Here is a 12,914-nt window from a genome sequence, read left to right on the forward strand (position 1 = left end):
AAACATGAAATCATATCCCATTTATCAAGTTGATGCATTCACTGACCATTTATTTGGCGGCAATCCTGCTGCAGTTTGTCCGCTTAAATCATGGCTTCCCACCGAGGTGATGCAACAATTAGCCATGGAAAACAATTTATCGGAAACTGCATTTTTTGTACAACACAATGATGAATTTGAAATTAGGTGGTTCACACCTGAGGTTGAAATTGATTTGGCAGGGCATCCAACTTTAGCAACTGCATTTGTTATTTTTAATATTTTGAAATTAGCCAAACATCGCATTCAATTTAAAAGTAAAAGTGGTTTATTAATTGTTGAGAAAAAAGACGATTGGTTAGTAATGAACTTTCCTGCCAGAATGCCGGAGCAAGTACATAATATTCCCCATCATTTATTAAAAGGATTTAACATTGCACCACAAAGTGTATGGAAATCGAGAGATTATTTATTGGTTTACCCGAATGAATCAACTATTCAACAACTAATACCCAACTTTGTAGAACTAAACCAACTGAATACTTTAGGCATAATTGTTACTGCTCAAGGTAACGAAACCGATTTTGTGTCTAGGTTTTTTGTACCCAACTCAGTAATAGGTGAAGATCCTGTTACCGGTTCAGCACATGCTACTTTAATTCCTTATTGGAGTAAAGTATTAAACAAGCAACAACTAACGGCCAGGCAAATATCCAAAAGAGGCGGCACCTTACTGTGTGAAATGCACCATGAAAGAGTAAATATTTCCGGCAAAGCAACTTTATACATGAAGGGGGAATATTATTTAGCAGAATAAAAAATTATAGCTTGATTGGGGTTAATTATTGTGTGCATCATTACAATTATTAGTATGTTTACCGCATGCAAAAGCAACAACCTTCACTTGTTATTTTTACAGATGGCGCAGCAAGGGGTAATCCCGGACCCGGCGGATATGGTATTGTTATGTTTTGGGGGCCACATAAAAAAGAATTATCAGCCGGTTATCGTTTAACTACCAATAACCGCATGGAATTAATGGCGGTAATTGTTGCATTACAATCATTAACAAAAAAGAATTTACCGGTTACTATTTATACCGATAGTCAATATGTAGTGAATAGTGTTGAAAAAAAATGGCTAGATAATTGGATTAAAACCGACTTTAAAGGAGGAAAAAAAAATAAAGACCTTTGGCTAAAATATTATCAACTATCCAAACAATATAACGTAAAGTTTAAATGGGTGAAAGGGCATGCAGAAAATGAATGGAATAACCGTTGCGATGAACTTGCTACAGCTGCTGCCGATGGCAATAATTTACTGATTGATGAAGGCTATGAAAACAGCATAAATATTATGCAATAAAAAATACTTCCCTTTTACATACAGGTTGTATTAACTTTTAACACTTACTTTTGTTATACAAGCAAAGTAAAAGCATGCAACATAAAATTATTGTAGCTATTTCAGGTGCCAGTGGCGCCATTTATGCTAAACTGCTGTTAGATAGGCTTGTTGCATTGAAAGAACAAATAGCCAATGTTGGAATAGTTATGAGCAAAAACGCTCAATTAGTTTGGGAAACAGAATTAGGTAATAACAACTATTCCAATTATCCTTTTCAATATTATACTAAATACGATTTTTCCGCACCGTTTGCTTCAGGGTCTGCGCAATACAATACCATGATTGTTGCACCTTGCAGTATGGGTACAATGGGAAGAATTGCTGCTGGCATTAGTGATGATTTAGTTACACGAGCCGCAGATGTCATACTAAAAGAAAGGCGGAAATTAATTTTAATGATTCGCGATACACCTTATAATTTAATCCATATTAAAAACATGGAAACCATTACGTTGGCAGGCGGAATTATTTTACCGGCTACCCCTTCATTTTACCACCAGCCCAAGACTATTGAAGATGTTGCAGCTTCTGTAGTTGATAGGGCTTTAGATATTGCCGGCATTAATATCTCAACATTTAGATGGGGCAGCTAAACAACTATGCAATTATGTTTAAGTTTAAAATAGTATTGCTATTGGGAATTTTATATGGTACTATTGGATGTAGCAAACCCAATTCATCCAACAATGTAACAACCGGCGACACTACCAAATTTTACAAAGGAGCTGATGTAAGCTGGGTTACAGAAATGGAAGCAGCAGGTTGGTACTATTATGACTCATTAGGAATAAAAACTGATTTATTTACGTTACTGAAACAAAAAGGTATTAATGCCATACGGTTACGCATTTGGGTAAACCCTTCAAACGGCTGGTGCAACTTAAATGATGTTATAGCAAAAGCTTTACGTGCAAAACAAGCCGGAATGGATATTTTATTAGACTTTCATTATAGTGACACTTGGGCTGATCCCGGCAAACAAACCAAACCAGCTGCATGGTTAAACTTAGCATTTCCGGCTTTAGTAAATACACTTAGCACCTATACAACACAAGTTTTGCAGGCATTGCAACAAAAAAATATTGTTCCAAAATGGGTACAAATTGGTAATGAGGTTGATAATGGCATGCTATGGGAAGATGGACGAGCTTCTACCAACATGAATCAATTTGCAACATTAATCGAAGCCGGTTATAAAGCTGTAAAAAACTTCAACCAAAACATTCAAGTAATTGTACATGTATCTAATGGATACAATAATAATTTATTTCGGTGGCTTTTTGATGGTTTAAAAAACAATGGCGCCCAGTGGGATATAATTGGCATGTCGCTTTATCCTGACAGTACCAATTGGAATTCATACAATACCCAATGCCTGGCGAATATGAACGATATGATTAATCGTTATAATTGTTCTGTAATGATATGTGAAGCCGGAATGCCTGTGAATCAACCTGCTATTTGCAAACAGTTTTTAACCGATTTAATTCAGAAAGTACGAGGCATACCCAATCATAATGGCATAGGTGTATTTTATTGGGAACCGGAGTGTTATAATAATTGGCAAGGCTACGGTTTAGGTGCGTTTGATATTACAGGCAAACCAACAGATGCCATGAACGCATTTTTACAATAAAAAAACCTGCAGCAACAAACTGCAGGTTTATATAATTTAAAAAATGTAAACTTAAGCTTTAGCACTTTGCTGCTCAGCTGCTCTTTTCAATTCAAAAACAATTTTTGTTTTGTCTTTGTCTAGTGATGCAATCAAAACATCACCGGCTTTTACATTCATGTTTAATATTTCCTCAGCCAACGGATCTTCTAAATATTTTTGAATAGCTCTGTGCAAAGGCCTAGCACCATATTGAACATCATAACCTTTGTCGGCAATAAATTCTTTTGCTTCATCGGTTAATTCAAGGGTGAAACCTAAATTCACCAAACGTTTCATTACACCTTTCATCAAAATATCAATAATGCTGAAAATATTTTCTTTGGATAAAGCATTGAATATTACAACATCATCAATACGATTTAAAAATTCAGGAGAGAATGTACGTTTCAGCGCTTTTTCAATAACGGCTTTGTTATTTTCTTCTTCATTTTGAATACGTGCAGCTGTTGCAAAACCAACGCCACTTCCAAAATCTTTTAATTGGCGTACCCCAATGTTGGAAGTCATAATAATCAAAGTATTTTTAAAATCAATTTTACGACCTAATCCATCTGTCAACTGACCATCATCTAATACTTGTAATAAAATATTATAAATGTCGGGGTGTGCTTTTTCAATTTCATCTAACAAAATAACGCTATAGGGTTTGCGACGCACTTTTTCAGTTAATTGGCCGCCCTCTTCGTAACCTACATAGCCCGGAGGAGCACCTATTAAACGACTAACAGTGAATTTTTCCATATATTCACTCATATCAATGCGTATTAATGCATCTTCTGAGTCGAACATATAACGAGCTAACGAACGGGCTAATTCAGTTTTACCTACACCGGTAGGACCTAAGAAGATGAAAGTACCAATGGGTTTTTTAGGATCTTTTAAACCTACCCTATTCCGTTGAATGGCTTTTACAACTTTAGCAATGGCTTCATCCTGACCAATTACCATTCCTTTCATATCTTCGGCCATACGGCGAAGTTTTTCAGTTTCTGCCTGTACCATTCGCTTCACAGGTATACCTGTCATCATACTTACTACTTCGGCTATATCCTCTTCACCAATGGGGTAACGTTTGTTTTTACTTTCTTCTTCCCAAACCAACTTAGCTTTTTCCAATTCTTCACCCAAACGTTTTTCTTTATCGCGTAAAGCAGCAGCTTCTTCAAAACGCTGGCTTTTAACTACTTTATTCTTTTCGTTTTTAACTTCTTCAATTTGTTTTTCTAAATCAACTATTTCTTGAGGAACATTAATATTTTTCAAGTGCACACGAGCACCTACTTCGTCCAAAACATCAATTGCTTTATCAGGCAATAAGCGATCAGTCATGTATCGATCACTCAATTTTACACATGAATCAATGGCTTCCTGATCGTAAGTAACATTATGGAAATCTTCATATTTGCTTTTAATGTTATTCAAAATCATGATAGTATCTTCCACGCTAGGTGGTTCAACTAACACTTTTTGGAAACGACGATCTAAGGCACCATCTTTTTCAATATACTGGCGGTACTCATCTAAAGTAGAAGCACCTATGCATTGCAATTCACCACGAGCTAATGCGGGTTTAAAAATATTTGATGCATCTAATGAGCCACTGGCACCACCTGCACCTACAATGGTATGAATTTCATCAATGAATAAAATAACATCACGGTTCTTTTCTAATTCATTCATGATGGCTTTCATGCGTTCTTCAAATTGTCCCCGATATTTTGTTCCGGCAACCAAGGCAGCTAAATCCAGAGATACAACTCTTTTATCAAACAACACCCTGCTCACCTTTCTTTGTACAATACGCAATGCTAAACCTTCAACAATGGCGGTTTTACCAACACCGGGCTCACCAATTAAAATGGGATTATTCTTTTTTCTACGTGAAAGGATTTGTGAAACCCTTTCAATCTCTTCTTCCCTACCTACAATAGGATCTAAAGAATTGGTTTCAGCCAATTTGGTAATATCTCTACCAAAATTATCGAGTACGGGCGTTTTGCTTTTAACATTACCTTGTTTGGCTGTGCGTTGATAAGATTTTTGTTTTTCATCATCAAAATCATCTTCACCCTCATCGGAAAATTCGTTTTTGGGTGGAGGCGTAGAATTGGTACCTACCATACCTAATTCATTTTTGAAAATATCATAATCAACATCAAATTGGTTTAGAATTTGTGTGGCTATATTTTCTTTGTTTTTTAAAATACTTAACAACAAATGTTCGGTTTCTACCAATGGGCTTTTTAAAGCCTTTGCTTCTAACACAGTAACACGAATTACTTTTTCGGCCTGCTTAGTTAGGGGCAAACTATTAATATTTGCAATATTTTTTCCGGTTTTATCTTTTACTGCCAACTCAATTTCTTTACGTAATTCGTAAAGGTCAACATTCAATTGCTTTAAAACCTTTATTGCAACATTTTCACCATCTCTAATTAAGCCTAATAGTAAGTGCTCTGTGCCAATAAAATCATTACCCAGCCGTAAAGCCTCTTCACGACTGAAAGAAATGATTTCTTTAACCTGAGCTGAAAAATTATTATCCATATTCTTTTGGATTTATACAATTATAACGAATATTTTTGATCAAAGTTGCCTTCAATTTATTCACAACATGTTTAGAAATATTGTTTATGAAAGTCAAAATTGATACCAAGGAAAAATTTACCGTTTTAACGCCAGAAGAGCCTGTTATTTATGACAATATGGCTGATGAATTAGCTGCTATGTGTCAACAATATCTTCAGGGGTCACTCAAAAATCTCATTTTAAAGTTAAACAAAGTTCATGATATTGACGGCAATATAGCGCAAAAGATTATTGAAATACAACAAAGTTTTTACGATAATAGTGCTTCTTTTATTGTTTGTGAAATGAATAATAAAATAACGGATGTTTTTGAAAAAGAAGATTTGTTGGAAATGCTGAATTATACCCCAACTGAAAGTGAAGCTTGGGATATTGTGCAAATGGAAGAGATTGAAAGAGAGTTACTGGATTCAAATGATTTTGAATTTGATACCGAGGACGATAAATAAATTAAATTTGTAGCAAGTATTTTTTTAACACTTCATTGATAATACAAAATACTTGTTTCTTAAATTGAAAAAAAATCAATTATGTTTGGAGTAACTATTTTAGGCAATAACTCTGCTTTGCCTGCTTACGACAGGCATCCAACTGCGCAAATAGTTACCATTGGCGACCAACTCATTTTAATAGATTGCGGTGAAGGCACACAAACTCAATTAGCTAAGTATAAAATTAGAAGAAGTAAAATCAATCATATTTTAATATCCCATTTGCATGGCGACCATTACTTTGGTTTACCCGGTTTAATTACAAGTATGGGCCTGTTAGGCAGACAGAATGATTTGCATTTATATGCCCCTGCAGCATTAGAAAATATTATACAACTACAACTAAAAGCAGGTAGCACAGATTTGCCTTTTCAACTTCATTTTCATGCTTTAGAAAATTTTGAAAATATTTTAATAGATGATCCAAAATTCTCTGTGAAGCTTTTTCCTGTTGAACACAGAATACCTTGTTGGGGATTTATTATTAAGGAAAAACGCATGCCAAGAAAAATTAATAAAGAAGCAGTTATTGCTTATCATATACCGGCTGCATATTATGAAGCTTTACAAAAAGGCGAAGATTATACCAACAAAGAGGGAACCGTTATTGCCAACGAACTACTCACTAATCCCAATAAGCCGGCAAAATCATATGCTTACTGCGCCGACACTCGTTATACACCTGAAAATGCAATAGTTTGTGAGGGGGCATCCCTATTGTATCATGAAACTACTTATTTACAAAACTGTGAACACAAAGCCCTGGTACGTTATCATTCTACTACCATACAGGCTGCTACTTTTGCAGCTAAAGCACAAGTTAAAAAATTAATTATTGGGCACTTTAGCAGTAAATATGAACAACTGGAAGAATTTCTGAAGGAAACACAACCCATTTTCCCAAACACTGATTTAGCTATTGAAGGGGTAACATATTTGGTTTAATAAAGCTGCATTAACCAATTGTAAAAAGCCGGAAATTCTTGTCGCCAGTACTTTTCATTATGAGTACCGGGTGGGTATATTGATCGACGAATAACATGATTGGGGTAAGCATTTAAAGCATTAATAACTGCATCCATATCATTTACCATACTGGCACTCTCTTTTCCACCTGCATAAAAATAAAATACCGGTTTAAAGTTTTTTGCAGTATTCAAATGCAGTTGCTGTGGCGTGTACAACCAAAACGCAGGTGAGAAAATACCTGCAGCGCCAAATACGTTTGGATATTTAACAGCCGCATAATAACTGATTACAGCCCCCATACTGCTTCCTGCAATATAAGTATAGTCAGGTCCTTTTTTGGTTCGGTAATGATTGTCGATATAAGGCTTTAAAGTTTGTACTAAAAAATTAACATAAGCATCACCCTCAGCTTTTACTGAATCAGGTGTAGCTTTTCCAGCAGGTATATTAAACGGGCTGTATTCGCTTAAACGATTTTGGCCACCATTATCAATACCCACTACAATGCAATATTTACCTAATTTCTGTGCAAGTGTATCTAAACATTCATCTATACCCCATTCACCGGCAAATGCAGTTTGTTCATTAAACAAATTTTGTCCATCCTGCATATATAACACAGGATAAGTTTGCGAGCTTTGGTAATAATTTTTGGGCAAATAAATCCATATGCGCCTTTTAGTATGCAATTGGGGCATATTAAAAGCTGTATCAATGATTGAAACCTGAAGGCTGGCAGTATAAGGTTTGGGTTTTTCAGGATAATCATCCTTCCATCCGGCAATGGTTAATGAGGTATCAATATCATTGGTTACTTGCAAAATTCTATCATTCATATCACGCCCATCAGCCAAACATTCAACTTTATCAAAACTACCTCGTGTAAATTTAAAGGCATAGTTTCCGGGAGCCATATTTTTCAATACTATACCCAACCTATTACCGCCAAATGGTTTTAACTTATATTGTTCATCCTTGGGATTCCAATTATTGAAATTACCTGTTAAATACACAGCATCATTAGGTTTAGTAGCAATAGATGTTACCACCAACTTTACAGTATATTGAGCATTGCAAAGCTTAATTGAAGATATAAAAACAACTAAAACAAATAGATATCGCATAATGAATAAAGGTACAGAACTACAATAAAAAAGCCACCTTCATTGGTGGCAATTATGTTAAAAATATTGTATTATGTTAATCTAACAATTCTGCATCGGCAGGATAATTAGCACGTTTAAAAGTAAATGTTCCTTCAGGAAAGTTGGCATTGGTATTCATATTGCTTATTAACACCACAGTCTTGTTATTGCTTTTATCTAAAATAACTGCTTTTGTAACTAAATGTTTTACTTTATTTATAAACAAATCAACTTTTTGAAAACTCCGTCTTTCGTCTTTGGGAAACATTTCTACTTGATAGTTAGGACCATTAGAAGGAATTAATTTATACGTAAAATCGTTATCGTATGAGCCGGATAATAATTTTTGCGGACTTAAAGTAGCATTACTTTCTTCTACTGATGATTTGGTAATGGTTTTATTGCCATCATAATTATAAACATTTGTACCATCGCATATAATTACGGTTTTTCCTTGTTTTAATAAATATTTATCGCCTTTCATTGAAAGCGTTCCGGTTTTAATTCCATTAGGTTTGCCTTTACTGGTAATAGATTCTAAAGTAAATTTTGCGGTAATACCCTTGGCAGCTTTAACCTTTTCACCTACTTCGCTTAAAATTTTTTTAGCTGCAGGATCATTTTGGGCTTGGGCCGTGAAAAAACTTATACTGAAAAAAGCTGCAACAAAAAACAAGTACTTCATTGTAAAAATTTAGTGTTATTAAATATAAATTTTCAAATATAAAAGATGCAATATGCGACTTTTCTGAATTTCGGCCGCAAAGATAACACTTTATTAAGCTTTAGAACGCTGTATTGGTGGAATAGTTTATTGAGCTATTAAAAATGTGGGGAAGGAATATGCTAATTATAGCATAGAATGTAAATACTCCTCCAGTTCAGATTCTGTTTTAAAACGCACTTCACGCGCTTTACTACCCTGGTTAGGGCCTACAATACCGGCAGCTTCTAATTGGTCCATTAACCGCCCGGCTCTATTATAGCCCAATTTCATACGACGTTGAATGAGTGAAGTGCTTCCAACCTGGTTTTGCACAATTAAACGGGCAGCATCTTCAAATAAAGGATCACGGTCTGCCACATCCATTTCTTTTGCCTCTATATCTTTTTCATCAACATATTCTGGCAATAAGAAAGCATCAGGATAACCTCTTTGCTCTCCAATAAAATTACAAACCTTATCAACCTCAGGCGTATCTACAAAAGCACATTGCAAGCGAACAATCTCACCATTATAATTGATCAACATATCGCCCTTACCAATCAGTTGTTCTGCACCGCCTGCATCCAAAATGGTTCTACTATCAATTTTGGAAGATACTTTAAAGGCAATACGAGCCGGGAAATTCGCTTTAATAGTACCTGTTATGATATTAACAGATGGCCTTTGTGTAGCAATAATTAAGTGAATACCCACAGCTCTGGCTAATTGTGCCAAACGTGCAATAGGCATTTCTACCTCTTTACCGGCAGTCATAATCAAATCAGCAAACTCATCCACTACCAAAACAATGAATGGCAGGAATTGATGGCCTTTTTGAGGATTTAAGCGACGTTCCGTAAACTTCTTATTATATTCTATTATGTTTCTTACCCCTGCTTCTTTCAATAAATCGTAGCGATTATCCATTTCAATACATAGGGCATTTAATGTATTCACTACTTTTTTGGTATCTGTAATAATCGCCTCATCTTCACCGGGTAATTTTGCTAAGAAATGTTTCTCAATTACACGATACAAGCTTAGTTCTACTTTTTTAGGATCAACCAATACAAATTTTAGTTGAGATGGATGTTTTTTATACAACAAGGAAACTAATATAGCATTCAATCCAACAGATTTACCTTGGCCGGTTGCACCTGCCATTAACAAGTGAGGCATGGAAGCTAAATCAACAATAAAATTTTCGTTATCAATTTTTTTACCAATGGCTATTGGCAATGAAAAATTGTTTTTCTGAAATTTTTCGCTTGACAGTAAAGTACGCATACTTACTACTGTTTTACGAATATTGGGCACTTCAATACCGATGGTTCCTTTTCCGGGAATAGGTGCAATGATACGAATACCTAAAGCGGCTAAACTTAAAGCTATATCATCTTCTAAATTTTTTATACGACTAATACGCACCCCAGGTGCAGGCACAATTTCATAAAGTGTAACCGTTGGACCAACGGTAGCGGCTATGCGTTGTATGGCAATATCATAATTCTGAAGAGTGGCAATAATTTGGTTTTTATTGGCTTCTAATTCAGCGGGGTCGTGTACAATTTTTTCGCTACCGTGCAAATCCAGTAAATCCAAAGTAGGAAATTGATAATTGCTTAATTCTGCCGTTGTATCATAAGGCTCACTAAGTATTGGTTCTATTTTTTTGGGTGAAGAAGTTACAGCCGCTTCGGTTGTTACTGGCTTAATTTCAAGCGGCATTTCAACAGCGTCATCAATCATTAAAGCGGCGCCACCGGATTGCTTTTCATGTTCATTATTATTGATGTTGGGTGGCACATTTTTAGTAGGCACTGATGCATGCGCTAAAACCGGTTCAGCTTCCAATAATTCACTTTCCTCTGCTTCATGTTCCAAAATTTCTTGTTCCAATAATTCATTTTCATTATTATGCAGTACTGCATCTTTTTCCATTAGTTCAAACTGAACCAAAGGATCATGGGTATCCTTAGGCTCTTCGGCAGGAAGTATAACAGTGACATTACCTCCTTCATTTTTTAATTTATTAGCACTGGTCCATACTACTTCGTCCGCATTACCATTCACTTCTAATGGCACTTCATTAAATTCAGAACTTTCTTGTTGCCATTCTCTGTAAACCGGAATTTCATCGTTTTCCAAATTTGCATCCTGTTCATTTGTTGGTTCAGCAATAGCAGTATTTTGTTTTTTACTACTGCGCTTAAAATTTGGCCATTGGGGTATTCTAAAAGTTGGATTAAATCGCCAAATAATATAAGAGAAAACTGCAATTAAAATAAATGCAGCTGTACCTAATTTACCTAACCAATTCAAGAACCAGGTGTTTAACATATTGCCGACAGCCCCGCCCCATGCAAATTGCATATTGGTTGTTAAGTAGGTAGCAGTTAAGCTAATTAATAACAAGCCAACCAATACATAACGTATATTTCTTTTAACTGAAAAAACTTTTTTAGTAAACAAGCCATTCACACCTACTACAAAAAAGAAAGTACAAAACAAATAAGCAGCAATGCCAAAACCTTTGTACATGAACAAATGAGCTGTATAAGCGCCTAATACTCCCAACAAATTAGCTATGCGTACATCTTCTAAGGAAAATATTTTTATGCCGAATTGCTGAACTTTATCCTGATCATCTTGCCAAGTAAACAAATAAGAAGAAAAGGCAATGAATAAGAAGAAGGCAAATAAAAGGGATACTGCACCTGCAATTTTGGTAGTTCGCTCATCCTTTACCACTTCAGATACAGTTACTTCCACCTCTTTATCGGGTTGTAATTTTTCAGGATCAGGAGGTGGCGGCACATTCTTTTTTAAGCGGTTTGCCATATTAACAAATTTAAGCGAACTACCTGCCAATTTAAAAGAATGGCCGGATATGTGGATTATTTATTCAATACTAAGTAGTTATTCAGATTTTCTTAACCTAACTAAACCAACCTAGCTTTTACGGTGTATGGCAATTGCCATGCAAACCCATCCTGCTATGAAAAACAATCCACCTAAAGGGGTAATGGGACCTATTATGGGAATTAAAGTACTGTTATGCATGGCTTTTAAAAAAGTAATAGCATATAATGAACCTGAAAAAAACAAAATTCCAATTGCAAAAAAACGCCCTGATGCACGCATCCAACGTCCGGGAAATGATTTGTACAAAACTCCCATGGCAATAATCGCCAGCACATGAAACATTTGATAATGAATGCCCGTTTCATATACATTTAATGTATCTGCATCAACCCACTGCTTTAATGTATGAGCGCCGAATGCACCTAATATAACGGTTAATGCCCCTAACCAAGCTGCTGTTGCTATAAAACCTCTATGCATGATTTATAAATAATTATGTTGAAAATTATTTTTGAATAGCTGTTCTATTTCGTTTAGTAAGGAATGAATATTCAAGTTTACTTCATTCATATGGATATGTGCTAATGCATAAAACTCGTTTCGCTCTTCTAACTTTTTGTTTAAAAAAACTTCTAAATCATTTACATTTTCAAAGTGTGCAATTAAAGGACGATGTTTTTTTTCATGCCATAAGCGTTGAACTAATACATTTACAGGGGTGTTTAACCAAACCGTTATGCCATGTTCATTCATCCATTGCATATTTTGATGAAAACAAGGTGTACCACCGCCTGTTGCTATAATGGTATGCTTTTGAATACCTATTTCCCTTAATACAGCAGCTTCTTCTTTTCTGAAATAGGCTTCACCTGATTGTTCAAAAATATTGGCGATTGATTGGTGGTGCCTTTCTTCAATTAGCGCATCTAAATCTATTCCATTAAAATTTAAATGTTTTACTAATTGCTTACAGCAATAACTTTTGCCACTACCCATCATTCCCACCAAAAAAACAGGTGGAAAATCTGAAAATTTTGGTTTAGTATGTTTCGAAGGGTCATTCATGTTTTCAAAAGTCCATC

Annotated in this window: 12 protein-coding genes; 6 read left to right on the top strand and 6 right to left on the bottom strand. The window is 35.3% G+C overall.

What is annotated here, in order from left to right:
* Window positions 1-4: 4 nt before the first annotated feature.
* The 4 genes from LX80_RS09925 to LX80_RS09940 all read left to right on the top strand — a co-directional run bounded on the left by LX80_RS09925 (window position 5) and on the right by LX80_RS09940 (window position 3,025).
* A complete protein-coding gene (locus tag LX80_RS09925) occupies window positions 5-796 on the top strand; it encodes a PhzF family phenazine biosynthesis protein (RefSeq protein WP_111296217.1) in 792 nt (263 codons plus the stop codon).
* Between the two features lie 65 nt (window positions 797-861).
* The gene (rnhA, locus tag LX80_RS09930; RefSeq protein WP_111295810.1) at window positions 862-1,347 is read left to right on the top strand and encodes a ribonuclease HI; all 486 of its coding nucleotides are present in this window, start codon (window positions 862-864) and stop codon (window positions 1,345-1,347) included.
* Window positions 1,348-1,421: 74 nt separating this feature from the next.
* A complete protein-coding gene (locus tag LX80_RS09935; protein ID WP_111295812.1) occupies window positions 1,422-1,982 on the top strand; it encodes a UbiX family flavin prenyltransferase in 561 nt (186 codons plus the stop codon).
* Window positions 1,983-1,996: 14 nt separating this feature from the next.
* Window positions 1,997-3,025, top strand: coding sequence for a glycoside hydrolase family 53 protein (locus tag LX80_RS09940; RefSeq protein ID WP_111296219.1), 1,029 nt, complete (start codon window positions 1,997-1,999; stop codon window positions 3,023-3,025).
* Window positions 3,026-3,076: 51 nt separating this feature from the next.
* Here the strand turns inward: LX80_RS09940 and LX80_RS09945 are convergent, their stop codons facing one another.
* The gene (locus tag LX80_RS09945; protein WP_111295814.1) at window positions 3,077-5,614 is read right to left on the bottom strand and encodes an ATP-dependent Clp protease ATP-binding subunit; all 2,538 of its coding nucleotides are present in this window, start codon (window positions 5,612-5,614) and stop codon (window positions 3,077-3,079) included.
* Between the two features lie 86 nt (window positions 5,615-5,700).
* Between LX80_RS09945 and LX80_RS09950 the strand changes: the two genes are divergently transcribed.
* Window positions 5,701-6,105, top strand: a complete 405-nt coding sequence (locus LX80_RS09950; protein WP_111295816.1) for an STAS domain-containing protein — start codon at window positions 5,701-5,703, stop codon at window positions 6,103-6,105.
* 81 nt (window positions 6,106-6,186) lie between these two features.
* Entirely contained in the window at window positions 6,187-7,092 is a 906-nt protein-coding gene (locus LX80_RS09955) for a ribonuclease Z (protein WP_111295818.1), read from the top strand.
* On the opposite strand, the gene LX80_RS09960 is transcribed toward LX80_RS09955, so the two are convergent.
* From LX80_RS09960 to LX80_RS09980, 5 genes are all read right to left on the bottom strand, one after another.
* Window positions 7,089-8,240, bottom strand: a complete 1,152-nt coding sequence (locus tag LX80_RS09960) for an alpha/beta hydrolase (protein WP_111295820.1) — start codon at window positions 8,238-8,240, stop codon at window positions 7,089-7,091. The two genes, LX80_RS09955 and LX80_RS09960, sit on opposite strands and share 4 nt — an antisense overlap.
* Before the next feature lie 76 nt (window positions 8,241-8,316).
* Window positions 8,317-8,946 carry a LolA family protein gene (locus LX80_RS09965; protein WP_111295822.1) on the bottom strand — a complete coding sequence of 210 codons (630 nt, stop codon included), beginning with the start codon at window positions 8,944-8,946 and terminating at the stop codon, window positions 8,317-8,319.
* Between the two features lie 165 nt (window positions 8,947-9,111).
* On the bottom strand, window positions 9,112-11,808 hold the full coding sequence (locus LX80_RS09970; RefSeq protein ID WP_111295824.1) for an FtsK/SpoIIIE family DNA translocase: 2,697 nt from the start codon (window positions 11,806-11,808) through the stop codon (window positions 9,112-9,114).
* Between the two features lie 111 nt (window positions 11,809-11,919).
* Window positions 11,920-12,312: a DUF423 domain-containing protein gene (locus LX80_RS09975; RefSeq protein WP_111295826.1), complete on the bottom strand. Its 393-nt coding sequence runs from the start codon at window positions 12,310-12,312 to the stop codon at window positions 11,920-11,922.
* Window positions 12,313-12,315: 3 nt separating this feature from the next.
* Complete coding sequence (locus LX80_RS09980; RefSeq protein ID WP_111295828.1) at window positions 12,316-12,897, bottom strand: shikimate kinase; 582 nt, start codon at window positions 12,895-12,897, stop codon at window positions 12,316-12,318.
* Window positions 12,898-12,914 lie beyond the last annotated feature (17 nt).

Origin of the sequence: Hydrotalea sandarakina, from assembly GCF_003254115.1 — a bacterium.
Lineage (GTDB): Bacteria > Bacteroidota > Bacteroidia > Chitinophagales > Chitinophagaceae > Hydrotalea > Hydrotalea sandarakina.

What these genes read in the sequence shown, in the direction of transcription:
- LX80_RS09925 (WP_111296217.1), top strand. Translation starts at nt 5, where the DNA reads ATGAAATCATATCCCATTTATCAAGTTGATGCATTCACTGACCATTTA.
- rnhA (WP_111295810.1), top strand. Translation starts at nt 862, where the DNA reads ATGCAAAAGCAACAACCTTCACTTGTTATTTTTACAGATGGCGCAGCA.
- LX80_RS09935 (WP_111295812.1), top strand. Translation starts at nt 1,422, where the DNA reads ATGCAACATAAAATTATTGTAGCTATTTCAGGTGCCAGTGGCGCCATT.
- LX80_RS09940 (WP_111296219.1), top strand. Translation starts at nt 1,997, where the DNA reads ATGTTTAAGTTTAAAATAGTATTGCTATTGGGAATTTTATATGGTACT.
- LX80_RS09945 (WP_111295814.1), bottom strand. Translation starts at nt 5,614, where the DNA reads ATGGATAATAATTTTTCAGCTCAGGTTAAAGAAATCATTTCTTTCAGT.
- LX80_RS09950 (WP_111295816.1), top strand. Translation starts at nt 5,701, where the DNA reads ATGAAAGTCAAAATTGATACCAAGGAAAAATTTACCGTTTTAACGCCA.
- LX80_RS09955 (WP_111295818.1), top strand. Translation starts at nt 6,187, where the DNA reads ATGTTTGGAGTAACTATTTTAGGCAATAACTCTGCTTTGCCTGCTTAC.
- LX80_RS09960 (WP_111295820.1), bottom strand. Translation starts at nt 8,240, where the DNA reads ATGCGATATCTATTTGTTTTAGTTGTTTTTATATCTTCAATTAAGCTT.
- LX80_RS09965 (WP_111295822.1), bottom strand. Translation starts at nt 8,946, where the DNA reads ATGAAGTACTTGTTTTTTGTTGCAGCTTTTTTCAGTATAAGTTTTTTC.
- LX80_RS09970 (WP_111295824.1), bottom strand. Translation starts at nt 11,808, where the DNA reads ATGGCAAACCGCTTAAAAAAGAATGTGCCGCCACCTCCTGATCCTGAA.
- LX80_RS09975 (WP_111295826.1), bottom strand. Translation starts at nt 12,312, where the DNA reads ATGCATAGAGGTTTTATAGCAACAGCAGCTTGGTTAGGGGCATTAACC.
- LX80_RS09980 (WP_111295828.1), bottom strand. Translation starts at nt 12,897, where the DNA reads ATGAATGACCCTTCGAAACATACTAAACCAAAATTTTCAGATTTTCCA.